Annotated in this window: 19 protein-coding genes; 11 read left to right on the plus strand and 8 right to left on the minus strand. The window is 69.5% G+C overall.

Annotated elements, in window-relative coordinates; translation table 11 throughout:
- Nucleotides 1-3: 3 nt before the first annotated feature.
- From AC3A6J_RS09250 to AC3A6J_RS09260, 3 genes are all read left to right on the plus strand, one after another.
- The gene (locus AC3A6J_RS09250) at nucleotides 4-567 is read left to right on the plus strand and encodes a hypothetical protein (protein WP_487859634.1); all 564 of its coding nucleotides are present in this window, start codon (nucleotides 4-6) and stop codon (nucleotides 565-567) included.
- Between the two features lie 80 nt (nucleotides 568-647).
- Nucleotides 648-3242, plus strand: a complete 2595-nt coding sequence (locus AC3A6J_RS09255; protein WP_487859635.1) for a bifunctional aconitate hydratase 2/2-methylisocitrate dehydratase — start codon at nucleotides 648-650, stop codon at nucleotides 3240-3242.
- Nucleotides 3243-3422: 180 nt separating this feature from the next.
- The gene (locus tag AC3A6J_RS09260; RefSeq protein WP_487859636.1) at nucleotides 3423-5675 is read left to right on the plus strand and encodes an acyl-CoA dehydrogenase; all 2253 of its coding nucleotides are present in this window, start codon (nucleotides 3423-3425) and stop codon (nucleotides 5673-5675) included.
- Here the strand turns inward: AC3A6J_RS09260 and AC3A6J_RS09265 are convergent.
- Nucleotides 5587-6426: a helix-turn-helix domain-containing protein gene (locus tag AC3A6J_RS09265; protein WP_487860045.1), complete on the minus strand. Its 840-nt coding sequence runs from the start codon at nucleotides 6424-6426 to the stop codon at nucleotides 5587-5589. The genes AC3A6J_RS09260 and AC3A6J_RS09265 overlap by 89 nt on opposite strands.
- Before the next feature lie 133 nt (nucleotides 6427-6559).
- On the opposite strand from AC3A6J_RS09265, the gene AC3A6J_RS09270 reads away from it, so the two are divergent.
- The 7 genes from AC3A6J_RS09270 (at nucleotide 6560) to AC3A6J_RS09300 (ending at nucleotide 14085) form a co-directional block, all read left to right on the plus strand.
- Nucleotides 6560-6973 (plus strand): hypothetical protein, encoded by a 414-nt coding sequence (locus tag AC3A6J_RS09270; RefSeq protein ID WP_487859637.1) that lies wholly within the window; start codon nucleotides 6560-6562, stop codon nucleotides 6971-6973.
- 89 nt (nucleotides 6974-7062) lie between these two features.
- Nucleotides 7063-9798, plus strand: a complete 2736-nt coding sequence (gene acnA, locus AC3A6J_RS09275) for an aconitate hydratase AcnA (RefSeq protein WP_487859638.1) — start codon at nucleotides 7063-7065, stop codon at nucleotides 9796-9798.
- Nucleotides 9799-9800: 2 nt separating this feature from the next.
- Nucleotides 9801-10256 carry a metallophosphoesterase family protein gene (locus tag AC3A6J_RS09280; protein ID WP_487859639.1) on the plus strand — a complete coding sequence of 152 codons (456 nt, stop codon included), beginning with the start codon at nucleotides 9801-9803 and terminating at the stop codon, nucleotides 10254-10256.
- 124 nt (nucleotides 10257-10380) lie between these two features.
- Nucleotides 10381-10689 carry a FeoA family protein gene (locus tag AC3A6J_RS09285; RefSeq protein WP_487859640.1) on the plus strand — a complete coding sequence of 103 codons (309 nt, stop codon included), beginning with the start codon at nucleotides 10381-10383 and terminating at the stop codon, nucleotides 10687-10689.
- Nucleotides 10682-12577, plus strand: coding sequence for a ferrous iron transporter B (gene feoB, locus AC3A6J_RS09290; protein WP_487859641.1), 1896 nt, complete (start codon nucleotides 10682-10684; stop codon nucleotides 12575-12577). Before AC3A6J_RS09285 ends, feoB begins: the two co-directional genes overlap by 8 nt.
- A gap of 28 nt (nucleotides 12578-12605) precedes the next feature.
- Nucleotides 12606-12896, plus strand: a complete 291-nt coding sequence (locus AC3A6J_RS09295) for a DUF6587 family protein (protein WP_487859642.1) — start codon at nucleotides 12606-12608, stop codon at nucleotides 12894-12896.
- Between the two features lie 4 nt (nucleotides 12897-12900).
- The gene (locus AC3A6J_RS09300; RefSeq protein WP_487859643.1) at nucleotides 12901-14085 is read left to right on the plus strand and encodes an FAD-dependent monooxygenase; all 1185 of its coding nucleotides are present in this window, start codon (nucleotides 12901-12903) and stop codon (nucleotides 14083-14085) included.
- A gap of 19 nt (nucleotides 14086-14104) precedes the next feature.
- Here AC3A6J_RS09300 and AC3A6J_RS09305 read toward each other — a convergent pair whose 3' ends face one another.
- The 7 genes from AC3A6J_RS09305 to AC3A6J_RS09335 all read right to left on the minus strand — a co-directional run bounded on the left by AC3A6J_RS09305 (nucleotide 14105) and on the right by AC3A6J_RS09335 (nucleotide 20687).
- Entirely contained in the window at nucleotides 14105-15364 is a 1260-nt protein-coding gene (locus AC3A6J_RS09305; protein WP_487859644.1) for an SMI1/KNR4 family protein, read from the minus strand.
- 48 nt (nucleotides 15365-15412) lie between these two features.
- On the minus strand, nucleotides 15413-16273 hold the full coding sequence (gene kynA / locus AC3A6J_RS09310; protein WP_487859645.1) for a tryptophan 2,3-dioxygenase: 861 nt from the start codon (nucleotides 16271-16273) through the stop codon (nucleotides 15413-15415).
- A complete protein-coding gene (gene kynU / locus AC3A6J_RS09315) occupies nucleotides 16270-17574 on the minus strand; it encodes a kynureninase (protein WP_487859646.1) in 1305 nt (434 codons plus the stop codon). Before kynU ends, kynA begins: the two co-directional genes overlap by 4 nt.
- 14 nt (nucleotides 17575-17588) lie before the next feature.
- Nucleotides 17589-18242 carry an arylformamidase gene (gene kynB / locus AC3A6J_RS09320; RefSeq protein ID WP_487859647.1) on the minus strand — a complete coding sequence of 218 codons (654 nt, stop codon included), beginning with the start codon at nucleotides 18240-18242 and terminating at the stop codon, nucleotides 17589-17591.
- 81 nt (nucleotides 18243-18323) lie between these two features.
- Entirely contained in the window at nucleotides 18324-18647 is a 324-nt protein-coding gene (locus AC3A6J_RS09325) for a YkgJ family cysteine cluster protein (RefSeq protein ID WP_487859648.1), read from the minus strand.
- Between the two features lie 10 nt (nucleotides 18648-18657).
- Complete coding sequence (locus AC3A6J_RS09330; RefSeq protein ID WP_487859649.1) at nucleotides 18658-20034, minus strand: sensor histidine kinase; 1377 nt, start codon at nucleotides 20032-20034, stop codon at nucleotides 18658-18660.
- Nucleotides 20031-20687, minus strand: coding sequence for a response regulator (locus AC3A6J_RS09335; RefSeq protein WP_487859650.1), 657 nt, complete (start codon nucleotides 20685-20687; stop codon nucleotides 20031-20033). The genes AC3A6J_RS09330 and AC3A6J_RS09335 overlap by 4 nt, the downstream gene beginning before the upstream one ends.
- 82 nt (nucleotides 20688-20769) lie before the next feature.
- On the opposite strand from AC3A6J_RS09335, the gene AC3A6J_RS09340 reads away from it, so the two are divergent.
- A complete protein-coding gene (locus tag AC3A6J_RS09340; protein ID WP_487859651.1) occupies nucleotides 20770-22725 on the plus strand; it encodes a S9 family peptidase in 1956 nt (651 codons plus the stop codon).
- Nucleotides 22726-22742: the final 17 nt, after the last annotated feature.

The following is a 22742-nucleotide window of genomic DNA, read 5'->3' on the forward strand; positions in this document are numbered from 1 at the left end:
CCCATGAAGAAAATCGCTCTGATCGCCGCCCTGGCCCTGGCGCTGCCGTTCGCGGCAGTGGCCCAGACCGCCCCCGCAAAGCCTGCAGCCAAGGCTGAGGCCAAGCCGAAGGCCAAGAAGACTCCGCCCAAGAAGAGGGTCGCGCGCAGCGCCAAGAAGGCGGTGGAGGAAGTCACCCCCATCGCCGACGACGCCAACATCGTGCTGACCGACGCCGACCTGGCCGTGGCTCAGCGGGTTTCCACCGGCCGGGCGCAGTGCGAACTCGGCGCCGACGTGACGGTGAGCGCCGACGACAAGAAGCCCGGTTTCTTCAACGTGACCACCAAGGGCCTGAAGTACCGCATGCACCCGGTCGAAAGCCGCACCGGCGCGATCCGCCTCGAAGACCCGCGCGCCGGCGCCATGTGGCTGCAGCTCGGCAACAAGTCGATGCTGATGAACCAGAAGGCCGGTCTGCGCATTGCCGACGAATGCCAGACGGCGGAGCAGCTGGCCTTTGCCGAAGAAATGAAGAAGAACCCGCCGAAGAGCCTGTTCGAAGGCTCCGACGCGCCCAAGCAGTAGTAAGAGAGCCCTGTCGGGCTGCGGCGCGGCGCCTGCCTGGCCGCACCGCACGCCCGGCCCCCGTTTCCGGAGAAAAGAAGATGTTGCAAGCCTACGTTGACCATGTTGCCGAACGCGCCGCGCTCGGCATTCCACCGCTTCCCCTGAGTGCGAAGCAGACCGCCGAAGCCATCGAGCTCCTCAAGGGCGCGAACGCCGAGGACGGCGCTTTCCTGCTCGACCTGCTGACCCACCGCGTGCCTGCCGGCGTCGACGATGCCGCCAAGGTCAAGGCCAGCTACCTCGCGGCGGTGGCGCATGGCACCGAGAAGAGCCAATTCATCACGCGCGCCCGCGCCACCGAACTGCTCGGCACCATGCTCGGCGGCTACAACATCTCCCCGCTGATCGACCTGCTGGACGATGCCGAGGTCGGCAGCGTCGCGGCCGAGGGCCTCAAGAAGACCCTGCTGATGTTCGACCAGTTCCATGACGTCAAGGAAAAGGCCGACCAGGGCAACGCTCATGCCAAGGCCGTGCTGCAAAGCTGGGCCGACGCCGAGTGGTTCACCAGCCGCCCCGAAGTACCGCAGAGCATCACGGTCAGCATCTTCAAGGTGGCCGGTGAAATTAACACCGATGACCTGTCCCCCGCACCCGACGCCACCACGCGTCCCGACATTCCGATGCACGCCCTGGCGATGCACAAGAACGCCCGCCCCGGCATCGTCCCTGAAGAAGACGGCAAGCGCGGCCCGGTGAAGTTCATCGAAGACCTGCGCGCGCGCGGCCACCTCGTGGCCTATGCCGGCGACGTGGTCGGCACCGGTTCTTCGCGCAAGAGCGCCACCAATTCGGTGCTCTGGTTCACCGGCGAAGACATTCCCTTCGTGCCCAACAAGCGCTTCGGCGGCGTCTGCCTCGGCGGCAAGATCGCCCCCATCTTCTATAACACCATGGAAGACTCGGGCGCGCTGCCCATCGAGCTCGACGTGAGCCAGATGAACATGGGTGACGTGGTCGAGCTGCGTCCCTACGAAGGCAAGGCGCTGAAGGACGGCAAGGTCATCGCCGAATTCACCGTCAAGAGCGACGTGCTCTTCGACGAAGTGCGCGCCGGCGGCCGCATTCCGCTGATCATCGGCCGCGGCCTCACGACCAAGGCGCGCGAGGCGCTGGGCCTGCCGGTCTCCACGCTGTTCCGCCTGCCGCAAAGCCCGGTCGACACCAAGAAGGGCTTCTCGCTCGCACAGAAGATGGTCGGCCGCGCCTGCGGCCTGCCCGAAGGCACCGGCGTTCGCCCGGGTACGTACTGCGAACCCAAGATGACCTCGGTCGGCTCGCAGGACACCACCGGTCCGATGACGCGCGACGAGCTCAAGGACCTGGCCTGCCTGGGCTTCTCGGCCGACCTCGTGATGCAGTCGTTCTGCCACACGGCGGCGTACCCGAAGAAGGTCGACGTCAAGATGCACCACGAACTCCCGGAGTTCATGGCCAACCGCGGCGGCGTTTCGCTGCGTCCCGGCGACGGTGTGATCCACAGCTGGCTCAACCGCCTGCTGACGCCCGACACCGTCGGCACCGGCGGCGACAGCCACACCCGTTTCCCCATCGGCATCAGCTTCCCGGCCGGCTCCGGCCTCGTGGCCTTCGCGGCCGCCACCGGCGTGATGCCGCTGGACATGCCCGAATCGGTGCTCGTGCGCTTCAAGGGCCAGATGCAGCCTGGCGTCACGCTGCGCGATCTGGTCAACGCGATTCCGCTGTACGCCATCAAGTCGGGGCTGCTCACGGTCGCCAAGCAAGGCAAGAAGAACATCTTCTCGGGCCGCATCCTCGAGATCGAGGGCCTGCCCGACCTGAAGGTGGAACAGGCCTTCGAGCTCAGCGACGCCTCGGCCGAACGCTCGGCCGCCGGCTGCACGGTGCACCTGAACAAGGAACCGATCATCGAGTACATCAACAGCAACATCACGCTGATGAAGTGGATGATCGCGGAGGGCTATGCCGACGCCCGCACGCTCGAGCGCCGCATCGCGGCCCAGGAAGCCTGGCTCAAGGACCCGCAGCTGCTCAAGGGCGATGCCGACGCCGACTACGCCGCCGTCATCGAGATCGACCTGGCCGAGATCCACGAACCGATCGTCGCCTGCCCGAACGACCCCGACGACGTCAAGACGCTCAGCGACGTGGCCGGCGCCGTGATCGACGAAGTGTTCATCGGCTCGTGCATGACCAACATCGGCCACTTCCGCGCGGCATCGAAGCTGCTCGAAGGCAAGCGCGATATCCCGGTCAAGCTCTGGATCGCGCCGCCGACCAAGATGGACGCGCAGCAGCTCACCGAAGAAGGCCACTACGGCGTCTTCGGCAATGCCGGCGCACGCACCGAGATGCCCGGTTGCTCGCTGTGCATGGGCAACCAGGCGCAGGTGCGCGAAGGCGCCACGGTGATGTCGACCAGCACCCGCAACTTCCCGAACCGCCTGGGCAAGAACACCAACGTGTACCTGGGCTCGGCCGAACTCGCCGCCATCTGCTCGCGCCTCGGCCGCATTCCGACGCGCGAGGAGTACATGGAACAGGTGGGTGTGCTCGATGCCTCGAGCGCGCAGATCTACCAGTACCTGAACTTCGACAAGATCGACGACTACAAGACCGAGGACGCCAAGGTGGCGGCCGCCGTGTCCTGATCCTGTCTTCGGCCTCGACGACCAAGCCCCGCACTGCGGGGCTTTTTCATGGGCGCCGTTCGCCGTGCCGCGCCGGTCTCCGACAGCCGGGAGCGCCCTCGGCCGGCCCGCGCCGCGGGTGGTCGTGCACAAAATGGAGCAGGCGCGGGGCTTGCCGCGCAACAAGAAGGAGACCACCCCATGCCTCTGGCTTCTCTGATCGGCCGCTGGGCCATGCAGCCCTTCGCCAAGGCGCTGCCGCCGCTCGGCGACACCGAGCGTGCAGCGCTCGAGGCCGGCACCGTCGGGTTCGAAGGCCGGCTTTTTGCAGGGCGGCCCGACTTCGACGCGCTCGCGCAGATGGGCCCGAACCGCCTCACCGATCGCGAGCAGGCCTTCCTCGACCGCGAGGTGGCCGACCTCTGCCGCATGCTCGACGACCATGCCATCGACGAGGCGAAGGACCTGCCGCCCGAGGTCTGGCGCTTCCTTCGTGAGAAGCGCTTCTTCGGCATGATCATTCCCGAGGAGTTCGGCGGCCTCGGCTTCGGCCACTACGCGCATGCGACGGTGGTCGCGCGCATCGCCAGCGTCAACGTCGCCACGGCCGTCACCGTGATGGTGCCCAACTCGCTGGGGCCCGCCGAACTGCTGCTGCGCTACGGCACCGAGGCGCAGAAGGCGCACTACCTCCCGCGCCTGGCCAATGGCAGCGAGCTGCCGTGCTTCGGCCTGACCTCGCCCTACGCGGGTTCCGATGCGGCCGCCATTCCGGACCGCGGCGTGCTGGTCGAGCGCGACTTCGGCGGCCGCCGCACGCGCGGCTTCCTGGTCGACTTCGACAAGCGCTACATCACGCTCGCGCCCGTGGCCACGGTCGTGGGCCTGGCCTTCCATGCCGTGGACGAGAGCCGCCCGGAAGGCGAGCGCGAACTCGGCATCACCTGCGCGCTGATCCCCGTGCCGCACGAGGGCATGGAGATCGGCCGGCGCCATCGCCCCATGGACAGCGCCTTCATGAACGGCCCGATCCGCGGGCGTCAGGTGTTCGTGCCGATGGACTGGGTGATCGGCGGCGAGCAGCAGGTGGGGCAGGGCTGGCGCATGCTGATGGAATGCCTGGCCGCGGGCCGTGCGATCTCGCTGCCTGCGCTCGGCTCGGCCATGCAGCAGACGGCGCTCTACGTGAGCAATGCCTACGGCCAGATCCGCGAGCAGTTCGGCCTGCCGGTGGGCAAGTTCCATGCGGTGGCGGGGCTGATCGCGCAGATGTCGGCCGAGCTCTATGCGAGCGATGCGGCGCGGCGCTTCACCGCGGCCGCGCTCGACAACGGCGAGCGGCCCAGCGTGGCGAGCGCGATCCTCAAGGTCCAGCTCACCGAGGCGGGCCGGCGCGCCGTGAACCACGGCATGGACATCCTCGGCGGCAAGGGCATCATCGCGGGCCCGTCGAACCTGCTCGGCGTGGCCTACCGTCAGGCGCCGATCGCGATCACCGTCGAGGGCGCCAACATCCTGACGCGCGCGCTGATCGTGTTCGGCCAGGGGGCGGTGCGTTGCCATCCGCATGTGTTCGACGAGATGGCGGCGGTGCAGGCCCGCGACGAAACCGCGCTGGGCCGCGCGCTCATCGCCCATGGCAGGCATGTGGCCCGCAACCTGTGGCACAGCCTGTTCGGCGCACCGGTGGTCGGTGAACCGCCCGAGGCACTGGCCCACGAGGCGCGGCTGATCGCGCGCATGAGCGCCAAGTACGCGCTCACGGCCGACCTCGCAATGGGTCTTCTGGGCGGCAAGCTCAAGCGCATGGAGCTGCTCTCGGCGCGCCTGGGCGACGTACTGGCGCACCTGTACCTCGCGAGCGCCTGCATCTGGCGCTGGCGCGTCGATGCCGCGCCGGAGATGCTGCCCTTCGCGCAGGCGGCGATACGCCTGCAGATCGATGCGGCCGGCGAGATCCTGCACGATCTCTATGCCAACCTGCCGACGCCGGGGCGCCGCCTCATCGGTGCGCTGGTGCTGCGCCGGACCGCACACCTGGCGCCGCTGCGCGACGTGCAGTTGATGGCGCTGGCCGAGCTGCTGCGCAGCGACCCGCGCACGGTCGCGCGGCTCGCGCCCGACCTCAGCGCGCCCGGCCCGGGCGGTCTGCGCGACCTGATGCACGCGATGGAACTCGCCGCACAGCTGGGCGATGCGACCGCGGCGCTCAACAAGAACCTGCGCCGCACCGGCTCGCTCGAGGAAGCTGCGGCTTCTGCGCCCGATCCCGCGCTGGCGCTGGCCTACCTGAAGGCCGCCGACAAGGTGATCCAGGTCGACGACTTCGAAGGCATTGCCACGCAGCGTCCCGGGCGCCCGGACCTCAGCCCGCCGCCGTCAGCGCCGTCAGCGCCGCAGCCGTCTGCGCATCCGCGGGAAAGAACGATTCCACCGCCAGTTCCTGCAGGGTGACGTCGACCGGCGTGCCGAAGATGGTGGTGGTGCTGATGAAGCTCAGCATGCCGTTCGGCGTCGCGAGCTGAAACGGCACCACCACGTTCGACAACTCTGCGGCCGCGGGCGGTGCGTCGTGGCCGACCTGCGGCATGGGGTAGGCCTCGAGCTCGTCGTGCAGCGCCTGCAGCACCGCATCGCCAGTGGCGGCGATCTGCTGCTGCAGCCGCTCGAGCAGGTGCGCGCGCCATTGGGCGAGGTTGGCGATGCGCGGGGCCAGGCCATCGGGATGCAGGCTCAGCCGCAGCACGTTGATCGGCGCACGCACCAGTTCGGGCGCCGCGCCGGCCATGAGCATCGGCACCAGCGCGTTGTGGGCCACGAGGTTCCAGTGCCGGTCGACCGCGAGCGCGGGAAAGGGCTCGTGGCCCTTGAGCACGAGGTCCACCGCGCGCCGCGCCGCGGCCATCGCAGGGTCGTCGAGCGAACGCTGCCGGTACATCGGCGCGAAGCCGGCGGCCACCAGCAGCGCATTGCGCTCGCGCAGCGGCACGTCCAGGCGCTCGGCCAGGCGCAGCACCATCTCGCGGCTCGGCGCGGCGCGGCCGGTTTCCACGTAGCTCAGGTGCCGCGTCGAGACCTCGGCCTCCTGCGCCAGGTCGAGCTGGCTGAGCCGGCGGCGCGTTCGCCAGTGCCGCAGATGGGCGCCGAAGGGATCGCGCGCGCCGGGTTGGGCGACGGCGGACGAAGGGGGGCGGGGCGTGTTCATCATGCCGCGCATTCTGGCGCGGCCGCGGCGCCGCGCCATGACCTGCGAGGTTATCGACCGTGCGCGGGCGCTTCGGGATCATTGGCTCCAACGCGGCAGGACAGGCTTGCCGTACAACCCGAAGGAGAAAGTCATGTCCGTCTTTGCGTCCCCCCGTTTCCTGCCCCGCGTGATGTGGGCCGATGCCGCCTCCTGCGCCGCGACCGGTGCGCTCCAGGTCGCGCTGACCGACACGCTCGCGCGGCTCACCGGCCTGCCGGCGCCGCTGCTCATGGCCACGGGCGTGTTCCTGCTCGGCTATGCGGCGGCCGCGGCCTGGATGGCCAGCCGCAAGACCCCGCCGCGCACGCTGATCGGACTGGTGGTGGCCGGGAACTTCGGCTGGGCCGCGGGCTGCGTCGCGCTGCTGATGAGCGGCATGCTCGCGGTCACAGCGCTCGGCGTGGCCTGGGTGCTGGCGCAGGCGCTGTGCGTGGTGGTGCTGGCCGAGCTGCAGTGGACCGGCCTGCGCCGCACGCGCGCCGGCGCCGGCATGGCGGTCGCCTGAAAAAGACCCTCGGTGCGGACCATGGTCATCGTTCCCTGCTATCTTTGAGGTGCTTCCACGAACAGACCGAACGAACAGGAGTTTCCTCAATGGCCCAAGCACCGGCGCATGCCTTTGCCTCTACCCTCAAGACCTTCAAGACCGACTCGGGCAAGGCCGGCAAATACTGGTCACTGAAGGAGCTGGCGAAGCAGTATCCGTCGATCGAGCGCCTGCCGGTCTCCATCCGCATCGTGCTCGAGTCGGTGCTGCGCAACTGCGACGGCAAGAAGGTCTCGCCCAAGCACGTCGAGGAACTGGCCCGGTGGACGCCCAACTCGGACCGCACCGACGAGATTCCCTTCGTCGTCACGCGCGTGGTGCTGCAGGACTTCACCGGCGTGCCGCTGCTCGCCGACCTGGCCGCCATGCGCAGCGTGGCCGCCAAGCTCGGCAAGTCGCCCAAGACCATCGAGCCGCTGGTGCCCGTCGACCTGGTGGTCGACCATTCGGTGATGGTCGACCACTACGGCACGCCGAAGGCGCTCGACCTCAACATGAAGCTCGAGTTCCAGCGCAACAACGAGCGCTACCAGTTCATGAAGTGGGGCATGCAGGCCTTCGACACCTTTGGCGTCGTGCCGCCCGGCTTCGGCATCGTGCACCAGGTCAACCTCGAGTACTTTGCGCGCGGCGTCTACAAGAGCGCGAGCGACACGGCCGAGGTGCCGGTGTACTACCCCGACTCGCTCGTAGGCACCGACAGCCACACCACCATGATCAACGGCGTCGGGGTGGTCGGCTGGGGCGTCGGCGGCATCGAGGCCGAAGCCGCCATGCTGGGCCAGCCGGTCTACATGCTCACGCCCGACGTCGTCGGCTTCGAGCTCACGGGCAAGCTGCGCGAAGGCGTCACGGCCACCGACCTGGTGCTGTATGTCACCGCGATCCTGCGCGCCGAGAAGGTGGTGGGCAAGTTCGTCGAGTTCTTCGGCCCCGGCGCCGCCTCGATCGCGGTGCCCGACCGCGCCACCATCGGCAACATGGCGCCCGAATACGGCGCGACCATGGGCTTCTTCCCGGTCGACGAGATGACCGTGGCCTATTTCAAGGGCACCGGCCGCACCCAGGAGGAAGTCGAACGCTTCGAGGCCTACTACAAGGCCCAGGGCCTGTTCGGCATGCCGGCGCCGGGCGACATCGACTACACCAAGATCGTCAAGCTCGACCTGGGCACCGTGTCGCCGAGCCTCGCCGGACCGAAGCGCCCGCAGGACCGCATCGACCTCGGCCAGCTGTCGACCAAGTTCTCCGAGCTCTTCAGCAAGCCCAACAATGCCAACGGCTTCAACCAGCCGCCCGAGCGGCTCAAGCAGCGCCATCCGCTGCCGGCCGGCGACGTCGCCATCGGCAACGGCGACGTGCTGATCGCGGCCATCACCTCGTGCACCAACACGTCGAACCCGAGCGTGATGCTCGCGGCCGGGCTGCTGGCCAAGAAGGCGGTGGAGGCGGGCCTCACGGTCAAGCCGCACGTCAAGACCTCGCTGGCCCCGGGTTCGCGCATCGTGACCGAATACCTCGAGAAGGCCGGCCTGCTGCCGTACCTCGAGAAGCTCGGCTTCTATCTCGCGGGCTACGGCTGCACCACCTGCATTGGCAACGCCGGCGACCTCACGCCCGAGATCAATGACGTCATCGTCAAGAACGACCTCATCGGTGCGGCCGTGCTCTCGGGCAACCGCAACTTCGAGGCGCGCATCCATCCGAACCTCAAGGCCAACTTCCTCGCCTCGCCGCCGCTCGTCGTGGCGTTCGCGATCGCGGGCAACGTGATGGTCGACCTGATGACCGAACCCGTGGGCAAAGGCAACAATGGCAAGGACGTCTATCTCGGCGACATCTGGCCGACGCCGAAGGAGATCGACGAGAACCTGCGCCATGCGATGAACGCCAAGTCGTTCCGCGCCAACTACGACAAGGTCAAGACCGACCCAGGCAAGTTCTGGAGCAGCATCAAGGGCACCACGGGCCAGGTCTATGACTGGCCCGCTTCGACCTACATCGCCGAGCCGCCCTTCTTCGAAGGCTTCAAGATGGAGCCGCACGCGTCGGACGCGGGCTTCAAGGGCGCGCGCATCATGGCGCTCTTCGGCGACTCGATCACCACCGACCATATCTCTCCCGCCGGCGCCATCAAGGAAAGCTCGCCCGCAGGGATCTGGCTCAAGGCCAACGGCGTGGCCAAGGCCGACTTCAACAGCTACGGCTCGCGCCGCGGCAACCACGACGTGATGATGCGCGGCACCTTTGCCAACGTGCGCATCAAGAACCTCATGATCCCGCCGGACGTCAACGGCACGCAGGAAGAGGGCGGCCTCACGCTGTTCCAGCCCGGCGGCGAGAAGATGTTCATCTACGACGCGGCCATGAAGTACATGGCCCAGGGCGTGCCGACGGTCGTGTTCGGCGGCGAGGAGTACGGCACCGGCTCGTCGCGCGACTGGGCCGCCAAGGGCACGCAGCTGCTCGGCATCAAGGCCGTGGTGGCGCGCAGCTTCGAGCGCATCCACCGCGCCAACCTCGTCGGCATGGGCGTGCTGCCGCTGCAGTTCCGCGGTGCCGATTCCTGGCAGACGCTGGGGCTCAACGGCGACGAGAAGATCGACGTGGTGATCGGCGGCGAACTCAAGCCGCAGATGGACGTGAAGCTCGTCGTGCACCGCGCCGACGGCAGCCACCAGGAAGTGACGGTGCGCCTGCGCATCGACACGCCGATCGAGGTCGACTACTACAAGCATGGCGGCATCCTGCCGTTCGTGCTGCGGCAACTGCTGGCCGCCTGAGCTTGGTCCGCGTCGGCCTGATCTCCGACACCCACGGCCTGCTGCGGCCGCAGGCCGTGGCGGCGCTGCAGGGCTGCGACCGCATCGTGCACGGCGGCGACATCGGCAGCGCGGCGATCCTCGAGGCGCTCGCGGCCATCGCGCCACTCACCGTGGTGCGCGGCAACAACGACCGCGAGGCCTGGGCCGACGGAATTCCCGAGACCGCGGAACTCGGCGCCGAGGGCGTGCGCATCCATGTGATACACGACCTGTCGCAGATCGCGCTCGGCCTCGCGGGGGTGCGCGTGGTCGTGTCGGGCCATTCGCACAAACCGAGGGTCGAAACGCGCGACGGCATCCTCTACGTCAATCCCGGCAGCGCCGGGCCGCGGCGCTTCAAGCTGCCGGTTTCGGTAGCGGAACTCGCCATCGAGGGCGCTTCCGTCAGCGCGCGCATCGTCGAACTGGCGGTCTGAACACGGGCTGTGCGGCGCTATTCCGCACGCCAGCCAAAGGACTTTCTCTGCGACTGCAATTGAGAATTGATAGCATCTGGGTTTTGCTCCTTGGCGTGGCCGGTTTCCGGCGTGCTTTCTCACCGTGCAAACCTCTGACTCCGGCGCCGCCCTGGCGCCCACCGGCCTGCGGCTCGACCAGCTTCCCGACAACCAATGGGCCACCGTGCTCGACGTGGCGCGCCCCGACGGCGCGGACGATCGCGAGCTGGTGCTGCGCCTGACCGAGATCGGCTTCGTGCCGGGCGAGGCCGTGCGCATCGTCGCGACCGGCATGGCAGGGCGCGAGCCGCTCGCGGTCCGGCTTGGCCACACCACCTTTGCCCTGCGCCGCCACGAGGCCGCGCTGATCCGGGTGGCACCCGACACGCCGGAAGGAGTCCGCCATGGGTGAGGCCGTGATCCAGGGACCGGGCCGCCTCGCGGCCACCGCCCAGCCGGGGCGCGTCGCGCTGCTCGGCAACCCGAACTGCGGCAAGACCGCGCTCTTCAACCTGCTGACCGGCAGCCGCCAGAAGGTCGCCAACTACGCGGGCGTGACCGTCGAGCGCAAGGAAGGGCTGCTGCGCACCCCGTCGGGGCGCCGCGTCTTCGTGCTCGACCTGCCCGGCGCTTACAGCCTCAACGCGCTGAGCGCGGACGAGGCCGTGACGCGCGACGTCGTCACCGGCAAGAGCACCGAGGCGCTGCCCGACCTGCTGGTGTGCGTGACCGATGCCACCAACCTGCGGCTCAACCTGCGGCTGGTGCTCGAGGCCAAGCGCCTCGGCCTGCCGATGGTGGTGGCGCTCAACATGACCGACATGGCGCGCAAGCAGGGCATCGCGGTCGACACCGCCGTGCTCGCGCGCGAGCTCGGCGTGCCGGTGGTCGAGACCGTCGGCGTGCAGTCGGGCGGCGCCCACGACCTGCTCGCGGCGCTCGATGCGCCGGTGCCCGCGGCTTCGCCCAAGGCCTGGCAGGCACCGGGGCTCGACGACGTGCTGGCCACGCAGCGCGAGGTGCGCCGCATCCTCGGGCTCGCGGTCACCGAGCCCGCGACCAGCCTCGTTACCAGCGACCGCATCGACCGCGTGGTGATGCATCCGGTGTGGGGCATGCTGGTGCTCGCGGTCACGATGTTCCTGATGTTCCAGGCCGTGTTCAGCTGGGCCAGCGTGCCGATGGACGCGATCCTCGCTGCCACCGACGGCGCCGGCGGGCTGCTCAAGACCTACATGCCCGAAGGCATGCTGCAAAGCCTGCTGGTCGACGGCGTGATTGCTGGCGTGGGCGGCGTGATCGTCTTCCTGCCGCAGATCCTGATCCTGTTCCTTTTCATCCTCGCGCTCGAGGACTCGGGCTACTTGCCGCGCGCCGCGTTCCTGCTCGACCGCATGATGGGTTCGGTGGGGCTGTCGGGCCGCTCGTTCATTCCGCTGCTGTCGAGCTTTGCCTGCGCCATTCCCGGCGTGATGGCGACGCGCACCATCAGCAACTGGCGCGACCGCATCACGACGATCATGATCGCGCCGCTCATGACCTGTTCGGCGCGCCTGCCGGTGTATGCGTTGCTGATCGCGGCGTTCATCCCCGAGCGCTCGGTGGCCGGGGTGTTCAACCTGCAGGGCGTGGTGCTGTTCGCGCTCTACGTGTTCGGCATCGTCTCGGCGATGGCGGTGGCCTGGGTCATGAAGCGCTTCCGCGACAACAAGCAGCACTCGCCGTTGCTGATGGAACTGCCGGCGTACCGCTGGCCCAACCTGCGCAACCTGGCGCTCGGCCTCTACGAGCGCGCCTGGATCTTCCTGCGCCGCGTGGGCACCATCATCCTCACGCTCACGATCCTGCTGTGGTTCCTGTCGACCTTCCCGTCGCCGCCCGAGGGCGCCACGGGGCCCGCGATCCAGTACAGCCTGGCCGGCATCATCGGCCGCGGGCTCGAGCACATCTTTGCGCCAATCGGCTTCAACTGGCAGATCTCCATCGCGCTGGTGCCGGGCATGGCGGCGCGCGAAGTGGCGGTGGGCGCGCTCGGTACGGTGTATGCGCTGTCGGCCACGGGCGACGACGTCGCGGGCCAGCTCCAGCCGCTGATCGCGGGCACCTGGTCGCTCGCGACTGCGCTGTCGCTCCTGGTCTGGTTCGTGTTCGCGCCGCAATGCATCTCGACGCTCGCGGCGGTCAAGCGCGAAACCGGCGCGTGGAAATACGTCTGGATCATGGCGGGCTACCTGTTCGCGCTCGCCTACGTGGCCTGCTTCATCACCTACCGGGTGGCGCTGGCTTTGGGGGCGGGGTAAAAAGAAGGCTTGGCAACAAGGGACGGACATGACACAGCAACTGATCGTCGGATTGATCGTCGCGGCTGCCGCGTTCTACGCGGTCTGGCGCTGGATGCCCGCCGGCTGGCGCCGCAGCGCCGCGCAGAAGCTCGCTGCCGGCACGCATCGGGCCGGCTGGGTCGACCGCGAGCGCGCCGATGCACTGGCCGCGTCGCTGGCCAAGACCTCGGGTTGCGGCTCCTGCGACAGTTGCGGCAGCTGCGGCCCCAAGGTGCGCCCCGGCGCCGAGGCTGACAAAACCAGCCAGGATCTCCGCGACACGCATCCCAGCCGCTGAGGCCATGCCCGCGCACATCCTCGTCGCCGGCGGCGGCATCGGGGGGCTTGCCGCGGCGCTGGCGTTGTCGCGCGGCCGGCACCGGGTCGATGTCTTCGAGCAGGCGGCGGCCTTCGGCGAAATCGGTGCCGGCATCCAGCTCGGCCCCAACGTCACGCGTCGCCTCGCACGCCTGGGCCTGGCCGAAGGCCTTGACGCGATCGCTGCGCGCCCCACCATGCTGGCGGTGCGCAGCGCCGGCAGCGGCGCCGAACTCGCGCGGCTGCCGCTGGGCCCGGCGATGCGCCGGCGCTATGGCGCACCCTACGTCTGCGTTCACCGTGCCGACCTGCACGCGCTGCTGCTCGATGCGGTGCGCGCCGCGGGCAGCGGCGTGCTGGTCACCGACGCGCGCATCGCCGACGTCGAGGCCGGCGAAGACCTGGTGTGCATCTCGAGCAGCGGTGCGAGGGCCTGGGAGGGCGAGGCGCTGGTCGGCGCCGACGGGCTCTGGAGCATCGCGCGGCAGCGGCTCGACGCGCCTTCGGCCGCAGAGGCGCCGCGTGTCACCGGCCACACGGCCTGGCGCGCGCTCGCCGCCCAGGCCGACCTGCCGCAGGCGCTGCGCCGCGACGGCATCGACGTCTGGCTCGGCCCCCGCCTGCATGCGGTGGCCTATCCGGTGCGCGGCGGCGACTGGCTCAACGTGGTGGTGATCGCCGAAGCGGCAGCCACCGGCAACGTGCACGACTGGGATCAGGCCAGCAGCCTGGCCGCGCTGCAGCAAGCCACGGGGCCGAGCGGGCGCAGCCTGCAGGCCCTGCTCGAGGCGATGCCGGGCTGGCGTGCCTGGTCGCTGAGCGACCGGCCCCCGATGCGCTCGGCCGCCGAGATGGCGCACGAACGCGTGGCACTGGTCGGCGACGCCGCGCATCCGATGGTGCCGTACCTCGCGCAGGGCGCAGGCATGGCCATCGAGGATGCGGTGGCGCTGGCCGATGCGCTCGGCGAGGGCTCCGCGGCCGAGGTGCCGGCCGCCTTCGCGCGCTATGCCGAGGCCCGGTGGCAGCGCAATGCGCTGGTGCAGGCGCGGGCGCGGCGCAACGGCCAGGTCTTCCACGCGACCGGTGCCACGCGCATCGGCCGCGACCTGGCGATGCGGGTGCTCGGCGCGCGGCTGCTCGACCAGCCCTGGCTGTACGCGGGCTGAGCCCGGCGGGCTGCCGCGCTCAATCGAGGCTGAATGCCTGCAGGTGTTCGATGCGTTCGGCCAGGCCCTCGGGCCCGAGATAGTGGCCCTGCGTGTCCTCGCGCACCTCGAGCAGCGTGGCCTTGAGTTCGCCCAGCATGGCTTCGCGTTCCAGGGCGAACGCGGCCGGCACGTCGATGCCCGCCTTTGCGCAGGCCTCCGCGATCAGGTGCGCGCTCGCAGGCGCGCCGCAGGCCGCGCACTGCACGATCGCGACCACGCTAGGCTCGGCACCGTTCGCGAGCAGGGCGCTCGTGAGTTCGGGCGAGATCTGGCCGTCGATGTTGGCCAGCGCCTCGCGCGCCACCGGTGCGCCGGCGCGCACCAGTGCCATGGCGGCTGCGAACGCGCCGTGGCCGATCGCCACGTCGGTGGCCAGTGCGCTGCCCTGCTGTGGGCCCTGGAAGCTCACGCCCGCGGCCGCGAGCTCGGCCACCAGCGAGGCGTCGTCTGTGCCGATGGCGTGGCGCAATGCCGCGCGTGCGGTCGCCGGCTGGAGGCGCAGCGTGCCGTCGGCGAGCGGCGTGCGCCAGTCGCGCATCGCGCGGCGGTAGAAGGCCACGAGCTTGTCGACGAGGTCGATCGCGAGGCCGTGTTCCTCGTGCTGGTCGTCGAGGTATTCGAGTAGCGCCTGGCCCGAGAAGTAGTCGCCCGCGGGTGCGAGCGGATCCTCGTCGAGGTGCAGCGCCGCGAAGGCGCCGCGCAGGTCGGGCGCAATGGTGCTGACGCCGTCCTCGTGCAGCGCATGCGTCCAGGCGGGCGGCAGGCCGTGCTTCCATGCGACGATGCTGCCGTGCTCGCCGCCGGGTTCCACCACCGCGTACACGCGGTCGAGGTACTCGAAGCCGCCGAGCGGCAGGTGCGTGAGCTTGCCGCTCCAGGTGCGGCCCTCGTCGTCGGCGGCTTCCTGGGCGATCTCCTGCTCGTGCGCGATCCAGCCCTGCAGGTCGTGGTAGCCGTCGCTGCCGTCCCAGAACAGCTCCGACCAGCTCACGGCCTCGATGTTGCCTTTCATCGGCAGCGAGAGGTCGTAGTCGAGGCGGCCGCCCGCGGTTTCGCGCCAGAGCGCGGCGAGCGCATCGGGAACCGGCCCGGCGCACAGGACCTCGACCTCGGCGATGCGCGCCTCGGGCATCGGCGGCCGGGCTTCGAAGATCACGCGGTCCGCGAACAGCACCACGCCATGTGTGCGCAGCGTGGCGAGTTCGTCGGGAGAAAACTGGACGTCGTCTTTGTGCATGGCAGGTCTCCGTGAGGTGTCTGCCAATGTAGCGTGTCGGGGCGCGTCCTAGAGATCCGTTCGGATCTTCCAGATTTCAGGGAACAGAACCACGTCCAGCATCTTGCGCAGGTAGCTCACGCCACCCGTGCCGCCGGTGCCGCGCTTGAAGCCGATCACGCGCTCGACCGTGGTCACGTGGCGGAAGCGCCAGAGCCGGAAGGCATCTTCAAGGTCGGTGAGCTTCTCGCCGAGCTGGTAGAGATCCCAATGCGCATGCGGATCGCGGTACACCGTGAGCCATGCGGCCTCGACGCCGTCGCTCGCATCGTACGGCTGCGTCCAGTCGCGCTCGAGCTTGTCGGCGGGCACTGGCAGTCCGTGGCGCGCCAGCAGGCGCAGCGACTCGTCGTAGAGCGAGGGCGAGCGGTAGGCGGCCTCGACCTGTGCCAGCAGATCAGGGCGGTGCGCATGGGGTTTGAGCATCGCCGCGTTTTTGTTGCCCAGCGCAAATTCGATGCAGCGGTACTGCGCGCTCTGGAAGCCGCTCGAGTTCGCGAGGTAGGGGCGCATGGCCGTGTACTCGGGCGGCGTCATGGTCGAGAGCACGGTCCATGCGCTCACGAGCTGTTCCATGATCCGGCTCACGCGCGCGAGCATCTTGAAGGCGTCCGACAGCTTCTCGCTGGCGATGCAGGCCGTGGCCGCGCGCAGTTCGTGCAGCATGAGCTTCATCCAGAGCTCGCTGGTCTGGTGCTGCACGATGAACAGCAGCTCGTCGTGCGCGGGCGACAGCGGATGCTGCGCGTTGAGGATCTCGTCGAGGTGCAGGTAGTCGCCGTAGCTCATCGACTTGCTGAAGTCGAGCTGTGCGCCTTCTTCCCGCACGATGTGCTCGGGGTGGTTCGGCGAAGGCTTCCCGGTGCTCATGTCACTGCATTCTTCTGGTTGAACTCGGCGCGCCGCCATTCGCCCGTCTCGAGCACCTGCACCAGGTGCTCCACCGCATTCCACACATCCTCGAAGCCGAGGTAGAGCGGCGTGAAGCCGAAGCGCAGGATGTCGGGCATCTGCGCGTCGCCGGCGCGGTAGTCGCCGATCACGCCGCGGGCGATCAGCGCCTGCACGATCGCGTAGGCACCCGAGCCGCCCTGCGGGTCTTGCGGGTCCGTGCGGCTCAGGCAGACCTGCGAGCCGCGGCGTGCCGGATCGCGCGGTGTGACGAGCGAGAGCCCGTGGCCCGCGCAGCGCGCCTCGACCAGCGCGATGAACAGGTCGGTCAGTGCGAGCGACTTGGCGCGCAGGGCCGCCATGCCGCCCCGGCCGTTGTCGAAGGTTTCGGCCGCGAGCACGGTGTCGATGCCGCATTCGAGCCCCGCGAGCGCAATGATCGGCTGCGTGCCGCAGAGGTAGCGGCCCACGCCGGGCGCTGGCCGATAGTGCGGCGTGAACTCGAACGGCGCCGCATGGCCCCACCAGCCCGCGAGCGGCTGTTCGAACTGGCCCGCGTGCCGGGTGTGCACCCACACGAACGCCGGCGCACCGGGGCCGCCGTTCAGGTACTTGTAGCCGCAGCCGATCGCGTAGTCGGCCTGACTGTCGTTGAGCGCGACCGGCACCGCACCCGCGCTGTGGGCCAGGTCCCAGACGGTCAGCGCGCCGACCGCATGCGCGGCCGCGGTGACGGCCTTCATGTCGTGCATCGCACCGGTGCGGTAGTTGACGTGCGTGAGCATCAGCACGGCCACTTCGTCGGTCAGCACGGCGGGCAGCTCGCCCTCGTCGACGAGCTTGAGCGTGAAGCCGCGTTCGCGGCACAGCGATTCGGCGATGTAGAGGTCGGTCGGGAAGTTGCTGCGCTCGCTGACCACGAGCCTGCGGCCGGCATGCTGCTTCTGCTGCGCGAGCGCGGCGAACAGCACCTTGTAGAGATTGACCGAGGTGCTGTCGGTGCACACCACCTCGCCGGGTGCGGCACCGATCAGCCGCGCCACCTTGTCGCCCAGGCGCTGCGGCAGGTCGAACCAGCTGGCCGTGTTCCAGGAGCGGATCAAGCCCTGGCCCCATTCGGCGGCCACCACTTCGGCAATGCGTGACGGAGCCGCCTTCGGCAGCACGCCGAGCGAGTTGCCGTCGAGGTAGATCACGCCCTCGGGCAGGATGAATTGGTCGCGCAACGCGCCGAGCGGGTCTTGCGCGTCGAGCGCGCGGCAGTCTTCGAGGGTGGTCATGGAGGGAAGGGATGTCAGCGGGGAAGGTCGCGCAGCACCGCGCGAACGGGAGATGCATCGGCACTCGCCAGCTTCAGCGGCAGCGCGATGAGTTCGTAGTCGCCTTCGGGCACCGCGTCGAGCACGAGGTTCTCGAGCACGCGCATGTCGAGCCGGCGGATGCGCTGGTGGCTGTCGAGCGTCTTGCTGTCGGCCGGGTCGATGCTCGCCGTGTCGATGCCGATGAGCTTCACGCCCATGGCCGCGAGGCGCTCGACCGTGTCGGGCGCATAGGCCGCGAGCTGCGGGTCCCAGCGGTCCACCGGCATGGCCGCATAGGTGCGCACCAGCACGCGCGGCGGCAACTGGCTGTCGACAGCGTGCGCGATGTGCGCCCATTCGACCAAGGGTCCCTTGGCAATGGCATGGATGACGCGGCAGGGCCCGAGAAAGGGCGCGAGATCGACCAGGCCGATGGGCAGGCCTTCGGCGTCGTAGTGAAGCGGTGCGTCGGCATGCGCGCCGGTGTGCGGCGAGAGCGTGATCTCGCTTACGTTGACGGGGCAGCCCGGCGAGATGGTGGCCGCCCAGCGTTGCCGGTAGGGCGTGTCGCCGGGGAACACCGGCGTGCCTTCATGGACCGGCGGCGAGATGTCCCAGACGCGGGGTTGGGGTTGCAGAGAGCGCATGGCGCGAAGGTAGCGCCGCGCGCGCGGTCGTGGTGTCGGTTATTTCCAACAACTGCGGTGACGAGTTGATGGGCGCGGGTTTCAGGACGCCGCGAGCGCCGGCAACCCGTGGCGCGCGCGGGCACGTTCGCAGGCGTCGCTGCCGGCCTCGAGCTCGTGGCAGGGGTTGGGACGCCATTCGTAGATGCCGCAGCCCACCGCCTCGCCGATCCGGCCGGTGAGCGCCGCGCAGCGCGGCCGAGCGTGGTCGGTGCCGCGCATGCGGGCGATCGCCTCGTTGACGTCCACCGCGAGTCCGGCCGGCACCGCGCCGCCGTGCGTGTCGAGTTCGTGCACGCTGAAGTCGACGCGGTAGGCGGCGCAGCAGGCGCCGCATTGCTGGCAGGAAGAATAGCGGCTGCTCATGGCGGCGATGCTATCCGCCCGGCCGCGGCAGGCGCACGCGAAAGCCAACGCCGCGGCCCCGCAGCCCCTCCAAGATCTCGATGCTGCCGCCCAGGCGCGCGGCAGCCTGGCGGACGATGGCGAGCCCGAGGCCGGCGCCGTTCGCGCGCGGCTCGGTGCCGCGGTGGAAGCGCTCGAAGACCCTGTCGCGCTCGGCCGCTGCGATGCCGGGGCCATCGTCGCGCACGTCGAGCTGCAGCTCGCCGCCGGTATCGCAGAGGGTAACGGCCACCATGCTGCCGGGCACGCCGTGGCGCAGCGCGTTGTCGACCAGGTTTTGCACGATCGACTCCAGCGTGCCGAGCTCGACCCTCCAGGGCAGCGTGTCGGGCGCGTCCAGCGAGAGTTCGCGGCCTTCGCGCAGCGCGGCCTGGGCGGCGGGCCCGAGCAGCGTGCGCAGCCAGTGCGCCAGGTCGATGCGGCTGGCGCTCGGCGCACCGGCGCGGTCGAGCGCGGCGAGTGCCAGCAGTTGCCGTGCCAGGTGCGAGGCGCGTGCGATGGCCTGGCTCAATTGCGCCTCGGCCGTGGCGCGCTCTGCCGGCTCGCGCGCATGCGCCAGCACATGGGCCTGCGCGCTGATGACGGCCAGCGGCGTGCGGATCTCGTGGGCCGCGTCCTGCACGAATGCACGCTCGCGCTCCACCGTGCCGCGCAGGCGCGACACCAGCGTGTCGAGCGCCTGCACCAGCGGCCTGAGTTCGCGGTAGTGCGCCGGCACGCCGACCGGGCTCAGGTCGTCGGCCGGACGCGCTTCGATCCGCTGCGCCAGCTGCTGCAGTGGCCGCAGGCTGGCGCGCACCGTGAGCCACACCGCGAGCAGCACGAAAGGGAACGCCACCAGCAGGTAGGGAGCGATGGTGCGGGCGTTGTAGCCGAGCCATGCGCCGCGGGTGCGGCGCGGGTTGAGGATCTGCAGGTGCCACTGCGCACTCGTGCCGTGGTAGCGCCAGTAGCGCTCGGTCCAGCGGCCGTCCGGCGGTGTAGCGGCTGCCCACGGCCACGCGTCGGACGCGTACACGCGGGCGCCGCCGCGGTCGCGCAGTTCGTAGAGCACGATGCCGCCGAGGCGCCTGTCCTGGGTGCGGCGGATGGCAGTCCAGCGTTCGGTGGCGGCCATCACCATGCGCGCCTGGGCCGGGTCCGGGGTTTCGTCGAGCGCGACGAGCAGCGCGTCGCCGAACTGCTGCAGCCCGGGCGCCTCGGCCAAGTACCTGCGGTTCTCGAGGTACATGTAGCCCAGCAGCACGGCCCAGATCAGCAGCAGGACCAGCAGCGTCGCCGCGGTGCCGCGCCGCACCAGCGAGGGCTCGCGCACGCGCTGCCACAAATTGCGAAGCGCAACGCTCATGGCTCGAGCAGATAGCCCACGCCGCGCACCGTGCGCACGCGTTCGGTGCCGATCTTCTTGCGCAGGTTCGAAACATGCACCTCGATCGCGGCAAAGTCGACCGGATCGCCCAAGGGCTCCAGGCGCTGTGCCAGCCGGTCCTTGGGCACCACGACGCCCGGTTCGCGCGCCAGTTCGAGCAGCAGCTGGAATTCGCGCGGCGAGAGCGCCAGCGGTGTGCCGTGCAGCCTGGCCTGGCGCCGGCCCGGTTCGATTTCGAGGGCGCCCACGGTCCAGTCTTCGCTCGCCTGCCGCGCGCTGCGCCGAACCACCGCGCGGATGCGCGCCACCAATTCGGCGGTGTCGAAAGGCTTGATGACGAAATCGTCGGCACCGCCTTCGAAGCCGGCCAGCCGGTCGTCGATGGCCGAGCGCGCGGTGATCACGATCACCGGCACGCGAACTTCGCTGCGCCGCCAGCGCCGCAGCAGGTCGAAGCCGCTGGCATCGGGCAGGTTCAGGTCGAGCAGCACGCAGTCGACGCGCGCGGCATCGACGGCCTGCGGTGCATCGGCGGCGCGGCGCACCCACTCGCTCGTGAAGTGCTCGACCTTGAGCGTGGCCTGCAGCGCACGCCCCAGGTCGAGATCGTCTTCGATGAGCAGGAGGTGCATGGCCGCATTGTGGCGCCCGCACCTTTGGGATCGCCAAAGGTCGGGCGGCTCAGAATCCGGCCTGCAACAAGGAGGCATTCCCGTGACGCTGCCAAGAATGTGGATCGCGCTTTTTCTGACGGTGCTGCTCGGCGGCTGCGCCATCGCGCCGACGCACCCGGCGCTGCAGGATGCGCCGCTGCCGCCGCTGATACCCGTGCGTGAGTTCGTCGCGAACACCGTGGGCACGAGCCTCTACCGCGTGTCGCCCGACGGCGCGTCTCTTGCATGGAAGGGCGTCAGCGGGTTGCAGCCGGCCGTCTGGGTGAAGAAGCTGGCCAGCGGCGACACGCGGGCGATCCCGGTGCGCGCGCGAGGCATCGTCTGGTCGGGCGACAGTCGCTTTCTCTTCCTCACGGTCGATCGCACAGGCGACGAGGACACCCATGTGCTGGCCGTTGACCTGATGCGCGCCGATTCGCAGCCCGTCGACCTGACGCCCTTCAAGGGCACCCGCTCGCGCATCGTGCGACGCGTCGACGGCAGTGCCGAACTCCTTGTGATCTCCAACCTGCGCGACAAGAAGGTCTTCGACCTCTACCGCATCGATCCCGCCACCGGCGCGCGGACCTTGCTGGCGCAGAACCCGGGCAACGTCACCTCTTGGGTGGTGGACCGCGCGGGGCGCCTGCGCGCGCGTTCGGTGCTGGACGGGGACGCGCGCTACCTGCAGCTGCCCGATGGCGATGGATGGCGCACCACGTTGCGCTGGCAGAAGGGCGAGAACTGGTGGATCGCCGACTTCGTGCCCGGCACGAACATCGCGTGGGCGGTCTCGGGCCGCGGCCGTGACAAGGACGCTTTGGTGCGCCTCGACCTCGAATCGGGCGCCGAGGAAGTGGTGCACGCCGAGCGCGAGGTCGACGTCGAGCAGGTGCTCATCAGTCGCCGCAGCCATGCGCCGCTCGCGGCCTATGCGATGCCGGGCTACCCGCGCGCCAGGTACTTCGATACCGCGCTGGCGGCGCGGCTCGAACCGCTGGCGGGCGGCGCACCGGCTGCGGTGCACGTGACCAGCATGGCCGACGACGAGCACGCCATGACGGTCAGCGTCGGAACCGACAAGGGTTGGAAGCATTACCTGCTGCACCGCGATGCGGGCACAGCGCCGCTGCTGCTCGGCGAAAACAACACCAGCGGCCTCGCTGCCTCGCTGGCATCGACGCGGCCGATCGACTACGCCGCGCGTGACGGCTTGCGGATCCATGGCTACCTGACGCTGCCGCCGGGCGCGCAGGCGCGCGCGCTGCCGATGGTGCTGCTGGTGCACGGCGGGCCTTGGGCGCGCGATATCTGGACCTACCAGAGCAACTACAGCGTCCAGCAGTTTCTTGCCAACCGCGGCTATGCGGTGCTGCAGGTCAACTACCGCGGTTCCACCGGCTACGGCCGCGCGTTCATGGAAAAGGCCGTGGGCGAGTTCGCGGGCAAGATGCACGACGACCTCATCGACGGCGTGCGATGGGCCGTGGCCGAGGGCGTGGCCGATCCCGCGCGCGTGGCGATCTACGGCGCGAGCTACGGCGGCTATTCGGCGCTCGTGGGCGCCACGATGACGCCGGAGACTTTTGCCTGCGCGGTCGACGTGGTGGGGATGTCCGACCTCTCGCGGCTGATCGAGAACGCGCCCGCCTACTGGTCGCTCAACCTGCCTTGGTGGAAGCGCTATGTGGGCGATCCGGCCGATCCTGTGCAGCGCAAGCTGTTGGACGCCAAGTCACCGATCAATCACGTCGCCCAAGTGCGCGCGCCGCTGCTCGTCATGCATGGCGTGAACGATGCGCGCGTGAAGTTCGATCAATCGGAGCGCATGGTGGCGGCGCTGCGCGCGGCCGGCAAGAAGGTCGAGTTCGTCAGCTTCCGGGGCGACGGCCACGGCAACCAGAAGTGGCCCAACAACCTCGCCATGTACCGCCACGCCGAAGATTTCCTCGCCGGCTGTCTCGGCGGGCGCAGCAGCGGCTTCGACTATTACCAGCTGGGCGCCTGGGCGTTTTGATCAGGCCCGAGGCGCCA

Source organism: Variovorax sp. Soil_C_39 (genome assembly GCF_057656815.1).

Coding starts and splice junctions, on each gene's coding strand:
- AC3A6J_RS09250 (WP_487859634.1), top strand. CDS start 4: ATGAAGAAAATCGCTCTGATCGCCGCCCTGGCCCTGGCGCTGCCGTTC.
- kynU (WP_487859646.1), bottom strand. CDS start 17,574: ATGACCACCCTCGAAGACTGCCGCGCGCTCGACGCGCAAGACCCGCTC.
- AC3A6J_RS09335 (WP_487859650.1), bottom strand. CDS start 20,687: ATGCACCTCCTGCTCATCGAAGACGATCTCGACCTGGGGCGTGCGCTG.
- AC3A6J_RS09270 (WP_487859637.1), top strand. CDS start 6,560: ATGTCCGTCTTTGCGTCCCCCCGTTTCCTGCCCCGCGTGATGTGGGCC.
- AC3A6J_RS09305 (WP_487859644.1), bottom strand. CDS start 15,364: ATGCACAAAGACGACGTCCAGTTTTCTCCCGACGAACTCGCCACGCTG.
- AC3A6J_RS09325 (WP_487859648.1), bottom strand. CDS start 18,647: ATGAGCAGCCGCTATTCTTCCTGCCAGCAATGCGGCGCCTGCTGCGCC.
- AC3A6J_RS09295 (WP_487859642.1), top strand. CDS start 12,606: ATGACACAGCAACTGATCGTCGGATTGATCGTCGCGGCTGCCGCGTTC.
- kynB (WP_487859647.1), bottom strand. CDS start 18,242: ATGCGCTCTCTGCAACCCCAACCCCGCGTCTGGGACATCTCGCCGCCG.
- AC3A6J_RS09260 (WP_487859636.1), top strand. CDS start 3,423: ATGCCTCTGGCTTCTCTGATCGGCCGCTGGGCCATGCAGCCCTTCGCC.
- acnA (WP_487859638.1), top strand. CDS start 7,063: ATGGCCCAAGCACCGGCGCATGCCTTTGCCTCTACCCTCAAGACCTTC.
- AC3A6J_RS09255 (WP_487859635.1), top strand. CDS start 648: ATGTTGCAAGCCTACGTTGACCATGTTGCCGAACGCGCCGCGCTCGGC.
- AC3A6J_RS09330 (WP_487859649.1), bottom strand. CDS start 20,034: ATGAGCGTTGCGCTTCGCAATTTGTGGCAGCGCGTGCGCGAGCCCTCG.
- AC3A6J_RS09265 (WP_487860045.1), bottom strand. CDS start 6,426: ATGAACACGCCCCGCCCCCCTTCGTCCGCCGTCGCCCAACCCGGCGCG.
- feoB (WP_487859641.1), top strand. CDS start 10,682: ATGGGTGAGGCCGTGATCCAGGGACCGGGCCGCCTCGCGGCCACCGCC.
- kynA (WP_487859645.1), bottom strand. CDS start 16,273: ATGAGCACCGGGAAGCCTTCGCCGAACCACCCCGAGCACATCGTGCGG.
- AC3A6J_RS09300 (WP_487859643.1), top strand. CDS start 12,901: ATGCCCGCGCACATCCTCGTCGCCGGCGGCGGCATCGGGGGGCTTGCC.